General features: G+C 58.9%; 11 protein-coding genes and 1 tRNA gene. 9 read left to right on the plus strand and 3 right to left on the minus strand.

The window, feature by feature from the left end; translation table 11 throughout:
• Positions 1-226: 226 nt before the first annotated feature.
• The 3 genes from Q1M54_RS07455 to Q1M54_RS07465 are packed head-to-tail and all read left to right on the plus strand — an operon-like array spanning position 227 to position 4,572.
• Positions 227-1,219, plus strand: a complete 993-nt coding sequence (locus Q1M54_RS07455) for a tripartite tricarboxylate transporter substrate binding protein (protein ID WP_300555818.1) — start codon at positions 227-229, stop codon at positions 1,217-1,219.
• Between the two features lies 1 nt (position 1,220).
• A complete protein-coding gene (locus Q1M54_RS07460; protein ID WP_300555820.1) occupies positions 1,221-3,428 on the plus strand; it encodes an acetate--CoA ligase family protein in 2,208 nt (735 codons plus the stop codon).
• A 13-nt stretch (positions 3,429-3,441) separates the two neighbouring features.
• Entirely contained in the window at positions 3,442-4,572 is a 1,131-nt protein-coding gene (locus Q1M54_RS07465; RefSeq protein ID WP_300555822.1) for a nitronate monooxygenase family protein, read from the plus strand.
• Positions 4,573-4,905: 333 nt separating this feature from the next.
• Here the strand turns inward: Q1M54_RS07465 and hemH are convergent, their stop codons facing one another.
• Positions 4,906-5,994, minus strand: coding sequence for a ferrochelatase (gene hemH, locus Q1M54_RS07470; RefSeq protein ID WP_300555824.1), 1,089 nt, complete (start codon positions 5,992-5,994; stop codon positions 4,906-4,908).
• A 19-nt stretch (positions 5,995-6,013) separates the two neighbouring features.
• Here hemH and Q1M54_RS07475 point away from each other — a divergent pair, with 19 nt between their 5' ends.
• Together Q1M54_RS07475 and Q1M54_RS07480 are read left to right on the plus strand one after the other, a co-directional pair.
• Positions 6,014-6,721: an HAD family hydrolase gene (locus Q1M54_RS07475; RefSeq protein ID WP_300555827.1), complete on the plus strand. Its 708-nt coding sequence runs from the start codon at positions 6,014-6,016 to the stop codon at positions 6,719-6,721.
• 57 nt (positions 6,722-6,778) lie between these two features.
• Entirely contained in the window at positions 6,779-7,429 is a 651-nt protein-coding gene (locus Q1M54_RS07480; RefSeq protein ID WP_300555829.1) for a glutathione S-transferase family protein, read from the plus strand.
• Between the two features lie 18 nt (positions 7,430-7,447).
• Here the strand turns inward: Q1M54_RS07480 and hpnD are convergent, their stop codons facing one another.
• Positions 7,448-8,287, minus strand: a complete 840-nt coding sequence (gene hpnD, locus Q1M54_RS07485) for a presqualene diphosphate synthase HpnD (RefSeq protein ID WP_300555830.1) — start codon at positions 8,285-8,287, stop codon at positions 7,448-7,450.
• Positions 8,288-8,318: 31 nt separating this feature from the next.
• A complete protein-coding gene (locus Q1M54_RS07490; protein ID WP_300555832.1) occupies positions 8,319-9,437 on the minus strand; it encodes a squalene/phytoene synthase family protein in 1,119 nt (372 codons plus the stop codon).
• 85 nt (positions 9,438-9,522) lie between these two features.
• Between Q1M54_RS07490 and Q1M54_RS07495 the strand changes: the two genes are divergently transcribed.
• The 4 genes from Q1M54_RS07495 to tig all read left to right on the plus strand — a co-directional run bounded on the left by Q1M54_RS07495 (position 9,523) and on the right by tig (position 15,403).
• Positions 9,523-10,662, plus strand: a complete 1,140-nt coding sequence (locus Q1M54_RS07495; protein WP_300555834.1) for an efflux RND transporter periplasmic adaptor subunit — start codon at positions 9,523-9,525, stop codon at positions 10,660-10,662.
• A gap of 4 nt (positions 10,663-10,666) precedes the next feature.
• The gene (locus Q1M54_RS07500) at positions 10,667-13,822 is read left to right on the plus strand and encodes an efflux RND transporter permease subunit (protein WP_300555836.1); all 3,156 of its coding nucleotides are present in this window, start codon (positions 10,667-10,669) and stop codon (positions 13,820-13,822) included.
• Positions 13,823-13,938: 116 nt separating this feature from the next.
• A tRNA-Leu gene (locus tag Q1M54_RS07505) sits at positions 13,939-14,025 on the plus strand.
• Between the two features lie 64 nt (positions 14,026-14,089).
• Positions 14,090-15,403 carry a trigger factor gene (gene tig, locus Q1M54_RS07510; protein WP_300555838.1) on the plus strand — a complete coding sequence of 438 codons (1,314 nt, stop codon included), beginning with the start codon at positions 14,090-14,092 and terminating at the stop codon, positions 15,401-15,403.
• Positions 15,404-15,518 lie beyond the last annotated feature (115 nt).

The following is a 15,518-nucleotide window of genomic DNA, read 5'->3' on the forward strand; positions in this document are numbered from 1 at the left end:
AAAGCCGGTCCTGAAATCTTATTTTCGAAATTTAGGCCTTAAGCTAAAAAAATGTTTACAGAACTTTTGCGCTTAGAGTAGCCTGTAAAGAACGTTATCAAAGCCAGCAAAAGACCGAAAGAGGGCAAAACCCCATTGACCCTGGGCTAGGTCACTGCTACATTTTTTGTACCCTTCGGTTGACACTTTGCAACCGCAGTCTTTATAGACAACTGAAAGACTCTCCATGACCCAAGGTAACTCTGGTTTTTTGCAGCGCCGCCAAATCCTCAGCGCCGCAGCCGGCCTGTGCATGAGCAGCCTGAGCGCTACGGCGCAAATACCCTCCAGCGAAGGCACAGCAAGGCTGTTTGTAGGTTTTCCGCCGGGCGGCTCAGGAGACTTGTTTGCACGCATTTTGGCTGAAGCCCTGCGCGAGGAGCTCAGTCGACCCGTGGTCGTGGAGAACCGCCCTGGCGCGGGCGGTCTGACGGTGGCGGTGAATTTCTTGCGAGCCCCAAAGGATGGCAGCCATCTCATGTTGGCCACTGGCTCCACCGCGGTGTCGGCACCCATTTCACGGGCCAAGCCACCTTACAACCCCATTGAAGACTTTCAGTGGTTAGCACTGCTCACCAATGCGCCCTTTGTCATTGCGGTCAACCCAGCCTTGCCCGTGACCGACTTGCCGGGGTTGGTGGCCCACTGCAAAGCCAATGCGGGCAAGTTGTCCTATGGGCATGCCGGTTTGGGGACCACGGTGCACTTGGCAGCTGAACTGTTCAAGGACCGTGCTGGCCTACAGGTGGTGGACGTACCTTACGCCGGCAGTGCTGGGGCCATTACCGACACCATCGCGGGCAATGTGCAATTCATTGTTGAAACATCAGGCACCTTGCTGCCCCACCACAAGAGCGGCAAACTGCGCATCATCAGCTGCATGGCCGAGGCGCGGGAGAAAATTTCACCCGACATACCTACTGCGCGAGAAGCTGGCTACGACCTGATTGCTGGAACCTCTAACTTGTTGGCCGCTCCCCAAGGTACACCGGCAGACGTGGTGGATTACTTGGCGAGGTCCACAGTGCGCGCCATGCAAAAACCATCGGTCCAGCAAAGGCTGGACCAACTCGGCATTCAAGCCTTTTCCAAGTCAAGCCCAGAGTTGGCGCGCCAGTATGTGACAGCCGAGGTCAACCGCTGGTCTGCGGTGGTTAAAAAGCTTGGTATCGCACTCTGAGATGTCTAGGCTCGTGGATGCCTCTCACGACAGCAAGTTGGCCGAATCCGCCCGGGCCTTGTTGACACCGCAAAGTGTGGTCCTCGTAGGTGCCTCAGATAAATCCCGCTGGTCGACCAGCGTGCACGACAACTTGGTCCGCCACGCTTATGCGGGCAGCCTCCACTTGGTCAACCCGCGCGGTGCTATGGCGCATGGCCGCTTGTGCGCTACTCACTGCGCAGCAGTGGGCGAGCAACTGGACTTGGGACTCATCATGGTGCCCCGTGAAGCCGTGCCTCAGGCGCTGACTGAATTGGCTGACGCGGGCGGGCGCTCTGCCGTCATCTTGAGCGCTGGCTATGCCGAGCTTGGCCCCGCAGGCCGTGCCGAACAAGATGCTATTTTGGGTTTAGCCAAGCGGCTCGGCATTCGTCTGCTGGGCCCCAACTGCTTGGGCTTCATCAACTTCACGCAAAACGCCATCGCCTGGACCACGCCTGTTCAGGCGCCTTCGCGAGCACATGGCGTTGCGATCGTGTCCCAAAGTGGCGCCACTGCGCATTTTCTTGCTCAATTGGCGCATCAGCAGGACGTGGGTTTGAGCCATGTCATCTCAACCGGCAACGAGGCAGACCTGGACATCACCAGCTTTATCGACTGCTTGATTGAAGAGCCGCAAACACGCGCCATTGCAGTTTTTGCTGAGACGGTGCGGGAGCCGGAGCGCTTTTTACGTGTGGCCGCAAGGGCCTTGCGAGCTGGCAAACCCTTGGTGGTGCTGAAGGTAGGCTCCAGCGAGGTGACCGCCCAATCTGCCTTGGCACATACAGGGGCCCTAGTAGGTAATGATAAGGTGTTTGACGGCATTTGCCAGCAGTTTGGAATCCTGCGTACCTACGCCATGGAGGACCTGCTTGCAACCGCCGACATTGCAGGCCGTTGCGGCGTTTTGCGCGGCCGGGGGGTGGGCATCGTGACCAATTCGGGGGGGGTGGGCGAGATTGCAGCCGATACCGCACATCGCCATGGTTTAGTGCTGCCACCGCTCAATGATGCAGCAGCAGCAGCGATGGTGTCCACCATCCCTTCCGTGGCCACAGCCCAAAACCCACTCGATCTTACCGGTACCGTCACTCCTGAACAATGCGAGGGCGCAGTGCTTGCCATGGCGAGCGTGGCCGATTGCGCCGCACTTCTGTGTCCCTGGTATGACATTCCCAGCGAGCCCCAACAGGTCAATGAACGATTGACCGCATTGCACCTGCACCTCGTGCGCGGATTGCGTGAGGCTGGCGTGCCGGGGTTTTTGGCCAGTTACACACCGGCAGTGGTGAACGACATGGCGCGCCAGACGATTGCCGACATCGGCGCCAATTACTTGGCTTGCGGGATGGACCGAGCACTGGCGGGGGTGGCCGGGGCGGTGCGATGGTCACAGCGTTATTTAGAAGAGTCTAATGACTCGGCCGAGCCGCCGCCTTTCGCTACGCCAAAGCCTTCTTTTGGAAAGCACAAGCCAAAATGGCAAGCGCGCTCTGAGCGCGAGGCACTGGACGCGCTGGCCGCTTGGGGCGTCCCAGTGGTCCCAGGCCGCATGGCCACGACGGCCGAACAGGCGGTGAAATACGCGCAGATCTGGAGCGGCCCAGTGGTGCTTAAGGTGGCCAGCGCCGATATTGCCCATAAAAGCGACATAGGCGGGGTGATCTTGAACTTGCTCGGTGAAAGTGCCGTCAAAGAAGCCTTTGCACAAATCACCAATGCAGTCCGCCTGCATGCACCTGAGGCCAGGCTCGATGGTGTGTTGGTGGCTCCTATGCGGCCGCCGGGCACCGAGCTGCTGGTCGGATTCAGTCGCGATTCACTGTGGGGGCCTGTGATGGCCGTCGGCTTGGGCGGCGTCTGGGTCGAGGTGCTGCAGGACGTGGCTTTGCGCCCCCTGCCAGTCAGCGCCCAGGAAGCACTCCGAATGCTCAAAAGCTTGCGGGGGCTGCCTCTGTTACAAGGTCACCGCGGCTTGCCTGCCGCCCACTTGGACGTGCTGGCGACGGTGATCGCGCGCATCAGCCAAGCAATTACTGCAATGGGACCCGATCTGCTTGAACTCGACATCAATCCGCTGTGGGTGCGCGGCGATCAGGTGGAAGCGCTTGATGCTTTAATGGTTTGGCGGCCCGATGGGACAGCCGTCAAATCGACCCAACACAGCGCTGTCCATTTATTGTGAACCTTAAAACTCTATGAAAACTCCTTTGTGTCAACGGCTAGGCTGCGAGCTGCCGATTTTTGCTTTTTCTCACTGCCGCGACGTGGTGGTCGCCGTCACCCGCGCTGGCGGATTTGGGGTATTGGGCGCATCTACCTTTTCACCCCAGCAGCTTGAGGCCGAATTGCGCTGGATCGACAAACATGTCGAAGGCCGGCCGTATGGTGTAGATGTGATCATCCCCACGCGCTACGACCAGGCGTCAGAAGACAGCACCGAAGACTTGCGTGCGCTAATTCCACAGGTCCACAAGGATTTCATGGAAAACTTGCTGTCTAAGGCGGGCGTGGCAGCTTTGCCCGATGGTGAGAAAGAAAGGATTGAACAAGAAATTGTCGATGGTCGCGGCAACATGACCCCCGACGGTGCCAGACGGCTTTTGGCGGTCGCACTGACCCATTCGCAGGTGAATTTTGTGGTCAGCGCCTTAGGTTCTCCGCCGCCTGACGTGGTGGCCGAGTTGCGAGATCGCGGCATCTTGATTGGCGCCCTGTGTGGCAAAGCCGAGCACGCGGTGCGCCACATCGCAGCAGGCGTCGATGTGATCGTGGCGCAAGGCACCGAGGCAGGGGGCCACACTGGCGAGATTGCCACCATGGTGTTGGTTCCCCAGGTGGTCGAGGCTTGTGGCGACGGCGTGGCCGTGCTGGCCGCAGGCGGCATTGCCCGTGGCAGCCAAATTGCGGCCGCTCTGGCGCTGGGTGCACAAGGTGTGTGGTGCGGCACTGTGTGGTTGGGCACGCGCGAGAGCGAGCTCAACCCATTTGAAAAAGGTGTGCTCTTTGAAGCCCGTGCGGACGATGCCGTTAGACGCAAGGCCCGCACAGGCAAAACTGTGCGCATGCTCAAAAGTCAGCTTTCTGAGGCCTGGGAGCAGCCAGGCGCGCCCCCATACTTGCCCACACCTTTGCAGGGCATTCTCTACAACGAAGCACACGCACGCGTGGTGCGGGCTCAGCGCAAAGACCTTTACTCCGCGCCAGCCGGGCAGGTGGTGGGCATGATCAATGAAGAAACCAGCGTGCGTGAGCTGATGTACCGCATGCAGACCGAATACCTGGAAGCCGTCGAGCGCCTGCAGCGGCTTAACGCCGCCAACGATTGAAAAGAGCAGCCCATGACCGAAGAAGTTCTGGTCGAACACGATGATGGCATGGCGATCGTGACCATCAACCGCCCCGAGCAGCGTAACGCGGTGAACCGCGCTGTGTCACAGTGGGGGTAACTATACCTATCAGGTTCGAATTCCGTAGCAATCAAACACAGAGGTTTGGCAAACTTACGCAGCACGCGGCTGTCTCCACATTTAGAATGATGAACCGGACCCCAAGAGCTTAATTTGCTTGCCCGTCAAAATCTTAGGCGGTTTGCGATCTGGTATCTTCTGGCCCGCCAAGACCAAACCCTGAACAGTCTGACTGTTTAGGGTTTTTTCTTTTCAGACCTTGGACCCGTGTGACAAGGCCCTTTCGCGGCTGGCGGCCAAGGCTTTTGCGTCAGGCGCCGACAAGTCCCAGCCCTGCATGTGGTCGAGGCTGATGTCGGTCAGGGCATCGATCCACTGGGCGTTGTTGTTCAGGCAGGGGATGTAGTTGAAGCTTTCTCCACCTGCGTGCAAGAAGGCTTCTTTGGCTTCAAGCTGAATTTCTTCGAGTGTTTCCAAGCAGTCGCTGGTAAAGCCCGGGCAGATCACGTCGACAGATTTCACGCCTTGGCCCGCTATGGCAATCAGGGTCGGTTCGGTGTAGGGCTCGAGCCATTTGGCCTTGCCAAAGCGTGACTGGAAGGTGAGTTTGTATTGGTCTTTGCGCAAGCCCAAGGCTTCGGCCAGCAATCGGCCGGTTTTCATGCACTCGCAGTGGTAAGGATCACCCAATTGCAAAGTGCGTTCGGGCACGCCGTGAAAGCTCATCAGCAGTTGTTCGGATTGGCCGTTGGCCGCCCAGTGGTCGCGCACAGTTTGCGCCAGCGCGGCGATGTAACGCGGGTCGTCGTGGTATCGGTTGACGAAACGCATTTCTGGAATGAGGCGGGTTTTGAGTCCCCAGTGGTAAACCGCGTCGAACACGCTGGCTGTGGTTGTGCCACTGTATTGCGGATAGGCCGGCACAATCAGGACGCGCTGCACGCCTTCTGCTTTGAGGGCGCTGAGTTGCGCAGGGATAGACGGCTGGCCATAGCGCATGGCGTAGCGCACGGTGACATGGTGGCCACGCTCTTGCAGTGACGTGCCCAATGATTGGGATTGTTGGTCGGTAAAAGCTTTCAGGGGCGAACCTTGCTCGGTCCAGATGCTGGCGTATTTGGCGGCAGACTTGGCCGGTCGCACGCGCAAGATGATGCCATGCAGGATCAGCCACCAAATGGGTTTGGGGATTTCGACCACGCGGCTGTCGCCTAAAAACTCGGCCAGGTATTTGCGCAGGGCGGGTGCTGTGGGGGCGCTGGGCGTGCCCAGATTGCAATACAAAACAGCCGTGCGAGCTGCCTGACCATGCTGGAAAGAGGGTTCTTGTTGAAATGCCATGCGTTATTCTCCCACCACCATGATTGACATTACCAAAATCAGAGCCATTACCCTCGATCTGGACGACACACTGTGGCCCGTCTGGCCCACGATTGGCCGTGCAGAAACCGCCTTACAAGCTTGGTTGGCTGCGCATGCGCCAAGCACAGCGGTCTTGTCGGCCGATGCTGAACTCAAAAAGGCCGTTCGCGCCGAAATCAACGCCCGCTATGCGGACAGGGCTCACGACTTGTCGTTTTTGCGTCTGCAATCCATTCGCGCCTTGTTGCAGCAAGCCGGTGATCCGCTGCACTTGGCCGAGCCGGCTTTTGAGGTCTTTTTTGCCGAGCGTCAGCGGGTGGATTTGTTTAACGATGCGTTGCCGGCCTTGCGTTTTTGGAGCCAACGCTACCCTGTGATCGCCCTGTCCAACGGCAATGCTGACGTGCACCGCGTGGGCATTGGGGAGCACTTTCACGCCAGTGTGAGTGCGCAGTCCTTGGGCGTGGCCAAGCCCGATTTACGCATTTTTGAAGCGGCTGCTGCTGCTGCCGGCGTGCAGCCCCATGAGGTCTTGCACGTGGGTGACGATGCTCACGCCGACTGTGTGGGTGCTTTGGCAGCGGGCATGCAAGTGGCCTGGCTCAACCGCGAAGGCCACGACTGGACCCATGGCGACACCCGTCCGAACTTGGAGGTGCGAGACTTGCATCTGTTGTGCGACAGTTGGTCTGACTATGAGCGGTAAGGCTGCGGCTTGAGAACCAGCTTGAAATTTTTTGCAATTTGACACTTGGAGAACCTGATGGCTTTGAGAATTTACGGCATTGGCGCGTCCCGCGCAGCACGACCCTTGTGGACCGCCTTGGAACTGGGCGTGGCCTTTGAGCACACAGGCACGCCTTATGCTGGTGGCGCGACCCGAACGCCCGAGTTTTTGGCGCTCAACCCGAATGGCCACATTCCGGTGGTCGTGGACGAGCGTGCCGATGGCGCTGTCACCGTGTGGGAGAGCATGGCTTGCGCTTTGTACATCGCCCGCGTGCATGGCCAAGCCGATGGCCAGTCCATCACGCCCGCTTCACCCCGCGAAGAGGCTGAGGCTTTGCGTTGGAGTTTTTGGACGGTGTCCGAGTTGGAAAAAGACGCGCTCATGGTGTTGATGCACCGCATGGCCATGCCCGCTGACCAGCGCAAGCCCGAATTGGCCGAACAGGCTGAAAGTCGTTTGAAGGTGCCATTGGCGGTGTTGGAAGCCCACTTGCAGGCCCAAAACGCCAAAGGCGAGGCGCATTTGGCCGCCCAACGCTTCACGGTGGCCGATGTCTGCGTGGCCAGTGTGGCGGGTTGGTTGCGGCCTGCGCCTGCCTTGTTGGCGCAGTACCCGGCCGTGTCAAGCTGGATGGAGGCTTGTCTGGCCCGCCCGGCCCAGGCGCAAGCCCGGGGCATGAAGTGAAACTTCTGAGTCAGGCCGTTAAAACCGCCCCAGCGCCTGCATCTTCCAAGCCAGCCACAGCTTGCGCAGCGGTGTGAGCGCGATGCGTTGGTGCAAGACCTGAAAGCCCGAAGCCTCGATTTCGCGCAGCAAGGTGCGGTAAATGCTGGCCATCATCAGGCCTGGCTTTTGGGCGCGGCGGTCGGCAGCGGGCAGCAGGGCCAGGGCTTCGTCGTAAAGGGCATGGGCACGTTCGGTCTGGAACTGCATCAGCGCTTTGAAGCGGTCTGAATAATCCCGTTGGATCAGTTCATTGGCCTTGACGCCAAAGCGCTGTTGCTCGTCCAGCGGCAAATAAATGCGTCCGCGCATAGCGTCTTCGCCTACGTCGCGGATGATGTTGGTCATTTGGAAAGCCAGACCCAGCTTGTGGGCGTACTGGGTGGTGGCCTCGTCAGTCTGGCCAAAGATGCGGGCGGCGACTTCGCCCACCACACCGGCGATCAAATGGCAGTATTTTGTCAGGCCCGCAAAGTCCAAATACCGGGTTTGGTTCAGATCCATCTGACAGCCTTCGATCACGGCCATCAGGTGTCGGCTTTCTATGCCAAAACTGGAAGCCAAGGGCATGAGGGCGTGCATCACGGGGTGGCTGGGCTGTCCGGCGAAGGCCTGTAACACTTCTTTTTGCCACCAGGCAAGTTTGGTGGCGGCCACGCCTGGGTCTTTGATTTCGTCGACCACATCGTCCACTTCTCGGCAAAACGCATAAAAAGCAGTGATCGCGGCACGCCGCTCAGGCGGCAAAAACAAAAAAGCGTAATAGAAACTGCTGCCTGAGGCGGCGGCTTTTTGTTGGACGTAATCTTGCGGGCTCATGGACTGGGATTCTCGCATTCAAAGCGCAGGATCAAGGCTGGGGCTGGCCAGACAATTGGAGAAATTCTCTTTCTAGAGCGGGCACAGACCCAAGGCCCAAGGCGATGCGCCAGAGCAGTGCGCGCACCTCATGGCGTGGCATTTTGATGCGTTGGGTCAGGGCGGCAGGACCCGCCTCTCGCAGCAGAGCCACAGTGCGGGCACCGATCAGGGCGGGCAAGGCACTGGCCAGACGCAAACGCCAAGGCTTGACCGCCAATGCGTAGCGCATGCCGCTGGCCAACTGAGACTGGGTTGTGTCCAGCCACTGGTTGTAAAGCGGGGTGATGGATGTCAGTGTGTTGATTTTTCGAGAGCTTGGTACGCTGGCATCGCCTGTGCCGTTTGTGGCGCGTGCAGCTTCTGCCAGCCATTCGGGCGTCAGGCCCGCTTGCGCCAAAGTTTCGACCGGCCAGTAGCAGCGCCCGTCTGCCAAGTCGGCGCCCATGTCGCGAACAATGTTCAGGCGTTGCAGGCCCATGCCGTATTGGCGACCGATGTGCATCATTTCTTCTTGTGTCAAAAGTGCATAACCGGGCAGGTGGCGGCCGCACAACTCCGTCCAGAATTCCCCCACGCATCCAGCCACCAACCAGGTGTAGTCTTCCAATTCCGTCTCGTTTTGCAAAGACTCAAGCCGTTGAGGACCCGATCCAAAGCGGGCCATGTCCAGATGCTGCCCTAGTGTGATGTGGCCAAGTACGGTACGCACGCTGGCTTGGTCAGGCTCAGACAATGTGTGCAGCAATGGCAGACATTGCGGCAGCGCTTGCATCAAAGCGCGTTCGTGCGGGTTGGTTTGCTGCGCTGCAAAGGCTTGGGTCAGCTTGGTCAGTGCGCTGTCTTGTGTGTCGCCTGCCGAAGTGACAGCGATGGCCTGCGTCATGAGTTGCAGCAAGGTTTGTCGCTCGGCCAAGGGCAGGGCGCTGGTGTCCGCCACGGTGTCTGTCGCGCGTGCCAACAAGTAGCCGATGGTCACGGGGGCCTGCAAAGCGGAGGGTAAAAGCCGGATTGACAAGTCAAACGAGCGAGACACGCGGCGCAGCAGCAGACGTTGTTGCCGGTTCAATCCGGAGCCGGTAAGTCGTCTGGATGGGGGGGCTTTTGTCATGGTCAATCGGTATTGTCGCTTGACAGCTGCATCCGCTTTGAATAAATTACTAACCAATCGGTCATTATTATTCTTTGGATACACCATGCATTTTTTGATGTCACTCGCCTCAGGGCGAGTTCTTCGTTTCTGCGCGTTCACCGGTTTTTTGATTACTTTGGTGGCATGTTCCAAGACCGAGGCGCCACTGGAGCCTTTGCGTTCGGTCAAGTTGATCACTGTGTTGGGCAGCGATTTGACGTCGGACGGGACATTTTCAGCCGAGGTGCGTGCCCGAGTCGAGACCCGATTGGGTTTCAGGGTTGGCGGCAAACTGATGCAGCGAGCCGTTGAACCAGGCCAGCGGGTGGCCGCCGGGCAGCTTTTGGGCGTGCTGGATGCACAAGATTTTGAGTTGGCCGCCTCGGCAGCTCAGGCGCAGGTCAGCGCTGCCCAAAGCCAGCGCGACTTGGCCCTGGCTGATTTCAAAAGATTTGAGGCGTTGAAAGCCCAAAACTTCATCAGTGGCGCCGAATTGGAGCGGCGCGAGGCCAGTTTGAAGGCGGCCGATGCGGCATTGACTCAGGCCAAGGCCCAAGCACAGGCGCAAAGTAACCAAACAGGCTATGCCCGTTTGACGGCCAGTCATGCCGGTGTCATCACTGGGGTTGATGCTGAGGCAGGTCAAGTGGTCTCAGCCGGACAGCCCATTGTGCGGTTGGCGCATGATGGCCCGCGTGATGCGGTTTTTGCGGTCTCCGAAACCGCCATCATGACGCTCAAGATCGGCCAAAACATGCACGCCACGGTACTGAGCACGGGACAAACTGTTCAAGGCAAGGTGAGGGAGTTGGCCGCCATGGCCGATCCGGTCACGCGCACCTTCACAGTCAAGTTGGCCTTGGATGGCGGAACATCCTTGCCCTTGGGGGCCACGCTGAATGTCCGGGCACCGGGTTTGTCTGGCTCAGCGACCACGGCGATATTGCTGCCCACCAGCGCTTTGCGACAAGAGGGGCAGGGCACGGCGGTTTGGGTGCTGGACGAAGCCACCATGACGGTCAACAGCCAGCCGGTGCAGTTGGGGCCGGTGAATGGCAACGATGTCGTGGTCAGTTCGGGGCTCACACCGGGGCAAAAAGTGGTGAGCGCCGGAGTTCATGTGCTGTCGCCGGGTCAAAAGGTCACGATTTATGGCGCCGTGCCAAGCATGGCACCCGCTGCGCCGGTTGCCCCTGCACGGTGATCCCATGAGCAGCACCGACAACACCCGTTTCAACCTCTCGCGCTGGGCGCTGGAGCACCCGGCCCTGACCCGCTACCTGATGGTGGTGTTGATGGTGCTGGGCATGGCGTCTTATTTTCAGCTGGGGCAAGACGAAGACCCACCCTTTACCTTCCGTGCCATGGTGGTGAGGGCCTATTGGCCCGGGGCCACGGCTGAGCAAGTGGCCGAGCAGGTGACCGACAAGATCGAGCGCTCCCTCCAAGAAGTGCCTTTTGCCGACAAGATTCGAAGTTATTCCAAACCCGGCGAGGCGCAGATCATTTTTCAGATCAAGGACAACTCGGACCCCGGGGCTGTCCCGCAGATTTGGTACACCGTGCGCAAGAAAATCGGCGACATGCGCGCAAGCTTGCCGCCGGGGGTGGTGGGACCATTTTTCAACGATGAGTTTGGTGATGTGTTCGGTGTGATTTACGCACTGGGAGGAACGGGTTTAACGCCAGCTGAGATCAAAACCCAAGCCGACATCTTGCGCCAACAATTGCTGCGCGTGCCCGATGTGGCCAAGGTCGAGTTGTTTGGCGTGCAAGACGAAAAGGTGTTCGTTGAAATTGCTCAGCAGCGCTTGGCGCAAATGGGTTTGGACATGGGGGCTGTGCTGGCTCAGCTGAACCAGCAAAACGCGGTGGAGCCGGCGGGCAGCATCCAGTCGCCAATGGATGTGGTTCAAGTGCGGGTGGGCGGGCAGTTTCAGAGCCTAGATGAGCTGAGGGCCATGCCGATTCGCGGCGCATCGGGTGCGCAAATTCGCTTGTCTGACATCGCCACGGTCACCCGCGCTTATGCCGATCCTGCCAGCGTCAAGGTTCGTCACGATGGCCAAGAAGTCATTGCGCTCGGTGTGTCCATGGCCAAAGGGGGCGACATCATCGCCCTGGGCCAGTCTTTGCGCTTGGCGATCACGGCCTCGCAGGCCACGCTGCCAGCTGGCATGACACTGACGCAGGTCCAAGACCAGCCCAGCGCGGTGGCCTCCTCGGTCAACGAGTTCATCAAGGTGCTGATCGAGGCGGTGGTGATCGTGTTGGCGGTGAGCTTTTTGGCGCTGGGGCTGCACAAACGCCCCGGTCAGCACCCCTTGTGGCGGCGCTGGACCCTGGACATCCGTCCGGGGTTGGTGGTGGGCATCACCATTCCGTTGGTGCTTGCCGTCACGTTTTTGGCCATGCATTACCTGGGCATTGGTCTGCACAAAATTTCATTGGGTTCGCTCATCATTGCGTTGGGCTTGCTGGTGGACGATGCCATCATCGCGGTGGAGATGATGGTGCGCAAGATGGAAGAGGGCTACGACAAGCTGCGGGCGGCGACCTTTGCTTATGATTTGACCGCCATGCCCATGTTGACGGGCACCTTGATCACCGCCGCCGGGTTTTTGCCGATTGGCATGGCCAAGTCGATGACGGGTGAGTACACCTTTGCGATTTTTGCGGTCACGGTGGTGGCGCTCTTGGTCAGTTGGGTGGCTTCGGTCTACTTTGTGCCTTATTTGGGGGCCTGGTTGCTCAAGCCGCCTGCGCACGCCGTGTCTACGGAGCACCTGAATTCGGCCGAGATGTTCAACACGCCTTTTTACCAACACTTTCGTGCTGGGGTGACTTGGTGCGTGACCCACCGCTGGAAAACGATTGGCATCACGGTCTTTTTGTTCGCCATGGGGATCGTGGGCATGGGCAAGGTGCAGCAGCAGTTCTTCCCGGACTCTTCACGTCCTGAAATCATGGTGGACTTGTGGTTGCCTGAGGGCTCTCCCGTCAAGGCCAGCGAGGACATCACCCGTCGTGTGGAGCAGCGCTTGGCGCAAGAGCAGGGCGTCAAATCGGTCACGTCTTGGGTCGGCTCGGGCGTGCCGCGCTTTTATTTGCCACTGGATCAAGTTTTCCCTCAATCCAATGTGTCTCAGCTGATTGTTCAGCCCGTTGACTTGAAAACCCGCGAGGTGCTTCGGGCCAAATTGCCTGCCTTGCTGTCGCAGGAGTTCCCTGAGGTGCGCGGTCGAGTGAAATTGCTACCCAATGGCCCGCCTGTACCTTACCCGGTGCAGTTCCGTGTGGTGGGTCCGGACCCCAAGGTTCTGCGCCTGAAGGCTGACGAGATCAAGGCCCAGATGCGCCTGAACCCCAACACGCGTGGCGTGAACGACAACTGGAATGAGTCGGTCAAGTCGGTGCGGCTGGAGGTAGACCAGGCCAAAGCCCGCGCCTTGGGCGTGAGCAGCCAGTCGATTGCCCAGGTTTCACGCACCTTGCTGTCGGGTGCCACCGTGGGCCAGTACCGTGACGGTGACAAACTGATCGACATTGTGTTGCGCCAGCCGCTTTCCGAGCGCGATGCCTTGTCCGACTTGAACCAAGCCTATGTGCCCACGGCCACGGGTCGGTTCATTCCTTTGTTGCAAGTGGCGACCCCGGTGTTGGCTTGGGAGCCAGGCGTGATGTGGCGCGAGGGTCGGGAGTTTGCAATCACCGTGCAGGCCGATATTGCCGAGGGCCTGCAAGGGGCCACGGTGACGGCGCAGTTACTGCCTGACCTGAAAAGGACCGAGGCCTCTTGGCAGGGGCAGGGTTTGAACGCTTACCGCATCGAGGTGGCGGGCGCGGTCGAAGAAAGCGCCAAAGGCTCGGCCTCCATTGCGGCAGGTGTGCCGGTCATGCTCTTCATCACCTTCACTTTGCTGATGTTGCAGCTGCAAAGCTTCAGCCGCGCCATGCTGGTGTTTTTGACTGGGCCACTGGGCATGGCGGGTGTGGCAGGGGCTTTGTTGGTGCTGGACAGGCCCTTTGGCTTTGTGGCTCTGCTGGGCGTGATCGCGCTCATGGGCATGATCCAACGCAACTCAGTCATCTTGATTGACCAAATTGAGCAGGACCGGGCTGCAGGTATGGCACCGTGGCAGGCGATTGTGGAATCGGCGGTTCGGCGTTTACGTCCCATCGTGCTCACGGCTGCTGCGGCGGTGCTGGCCATGATTCCACTGTCGCGCAGCATTTTCTGGGGTCCTATGGCGGTGGCGATCATGGGTGGGCTGATCGTGGCCACGGCCTTGACGCTGCTGGCGCTGCCGGCCATGTACGCGGCTTGGTTCCGAATTGAGCGCCCAAATCAAGCCCGTGCATGATTTTGGCCAATCTAAGCGGCTAAAATATAAAGTTGACCGATTTCAAGCGGGCGGTCAGGCAAACCCAAGGTTGACATAGCCTTGTGGTGAGCCTGTCGCCCTTTTTGTTTGGACATGCGCGGGTGGCGAAATTGGTAGACGCACCAGGTTTAGGTCCTGACGGTGGCAACACTGTGCGGGTTCGAGTCCCGCCCCGCGCACCAACTGACTGGTGGCCAAGGGTTCAAGCCTGCGGCTCGAGAGACATTCAATTAACCGAGAACGACGATGACTGTGACTGTTGAAACCCTGGAAAAGCTGGAACGCAAGATCACCCTGACTGTGCCTGTGACGGCCATCCAGTCTGAAGTGGATGCACGTTTGAAGAAAATGGCCCGCACGGTCAAGATGGACGGTTTCCGTCCCGGCAAAGTCCCCATGAATGTGGTGACTCAGCGCTATGGTTACTCGGTTCAGTATGAAGTTCTGAACGACAAAGTGGGCGAGGCGTTTGCCGTTGCCGCCAACGAAGCCCAAGTGCGCGTGGCCGGTCAGCCCCGTATCTCCGAAAAAGAAGGCGCGCCTGAAGGTGAGCTGAATTTCGAAGCCATTTTTGAGGTGTACCCCGAAGTGAAGCTGGGTAACTTGGTCGACACCGAAGTCGAAAAACTGACGGCTGAAGTGTCTGACGCCGCCATCGACAAGACTGTGGACATCCTGCGCAAGCAGCGCCGTACCTTTGCTCAGCGCGCACAAGACGCCGCTGCGCAAGACGGAGACCGCGCCACCATCGACTTCGAAGGCAAGATCGACGGCGAAGTGTTCTCTGGCGGCAAAGCCGAAGACTTCCAGTTTATTTTGGGCGACGGCCAGATGCTCAAGGAGTTTGAAGACGCGGTGCGCGGCATGAAGTCTGGCGAGAGCAAGACTTTCCCGCTGGCTTTCCCCGCCGACTACCACGGTCAAGATGTCGCTGGCAAAACCGCCGACTTCATGGTCACCGTGAAGAAAATTGAAGCGGCCAACCTGCCCGAAGTGAACGAAGCCTTGGCCAAGTCTTTGGGCATTGCCGACGCATCAGTCGAAGGTCTGCGTGCAGACATCCGCAAAAACCTGGAGCGAGAAGTCAAGTTCCGCTTGCTGGCCCGAAATAAGCAAGCTGCCATGGACGCTTTGGTCGCCAAAGCCGAGTTGGACTTGCCACAGTCGATCGTGCAAAACGAAATCGAGCGCTTGAAAGAAGGTGCCCGCGCCGACTTGAAGCAGCGCGGTGTCAAAGACGCCGACAAGGCGCCTATTCCTGACGACATCTTCCGCCCTCAAGCCGAGCAGCGCGTGCGTTTAGGTCTGGTGGTGGCCGAAGTTGTGCGTGGCAACACCTTGCACGCCAAGCCCGATCAGATTCAGGCGCACATTTTGGAGCTCGCTTCCAGCTACGAGCGACCCGATGATGTGGTTCGCTGGTACAACAGCGACAACCAGCGCATGGCCGAAGTCGAAGCCGTGGTGATCGAAAGCAATGTGTCCGACTTTGTTTTGGCCCAAGCCAAAGTGGTCGAAAAAGCCATCTCTTTCGAAGAGCTGATGGGGCAACAAGGCTGATCGCTTTCTGATTCCCTCGACAATGGGGCTTGTGCCGAACAGCTTGTTCGGCTGACAAGCCCTATTTCGTTGGTGGGCTTGACTTCTCGGGTTAAAGTCTCTTTCATATTTTTTG

Source organism: Limnohabitans sp. Rim8, assembly GCF_943326455.1.
Classification (GTDB): Bacteria; Pseudomonadota; Gammaproteobacteria; order Burkholderiales; family Burkholderiaceae_C; genus Limnohabitans_A.

Bases quoted from the DNA above. Each gene is read 5' to 3' on its own strand.
- Q1M54_RS07455 (WP_300555818.1), top strand. From the start codon at position 227: ATGACCCAAGGTAACTCTGGTTTTTTGCAGCGCCGCCAAATCCTCAGC.
- Q1M54_RS07460 (WP_300555820.1), top strand. From the start codon at position 1,221: ATGTCTAGGCTCGTGGATGCCTCTCACGACAGCAAGTTGGCCGAATCC.
- Q1M54_RS07465 (WP_300555822.1), top strand. From the start codon at position 3,442: ATGAAAACTCCTTTGTGTCAACGGCTAGGCTGCGAGCTGCCGATTTTT.
- hemH (WP_300555824.1), bottom strand. From the start codon at position 5,994: ATGGCATTTCAACAAGAACCCTCTTTCCAGCATGGTCAGGCAGCTCGC.
- Q1M54_RS07475 (WP_300555827.1), top strand. From the start codon at position 6,014: ATGATTGACATTACCAAAATCAGAGCCATTACCCTCGATCTGGACGAC.
- Q1M54_RS07480 (WP_300555829.1), top strand. From the start codon at position 6,779: ATGGCTTTGAGAATTTACGGCATTGGCGCGTCCCGCGCAGCACGACCC.
- hpnD (WP_300555830.1), bottom strand. From the start codon at position 8,287: ATGAGCCCGCAAGATTACGTCCAACAAAAAGCCGCCGCCTCAGGCAGC.
- Q1M54_RS07490 (WP_300555832.1), bottom strand. From the start codon at position 9,437: ATGACAAAAGCCCCCCCATCCAGACGACTTACCGGCTCCGGATTGAAC.
- Q1M54_RS07495 (WP_300555834.1), top strand. From the start codon at position 9,523: ATGCATTTTTTGATGTCACTCGCCTCAGGGCGAGTTCTTCGTTTCTGC.
- Q1M54_RS07500 (WP_300555836.1), top strand. From the start codon at position 10,667: ATGAGCAGCACCGACAACACCCGTTTCAACCTCTCGCGCTGGGCGCTG.
- tig (WP_300555838.1), top strand. From the start codon at position 14,090: ATGACTGTGACTGTTGAAACCCTGGAAAAGCTGGAACGCAAGATCACC.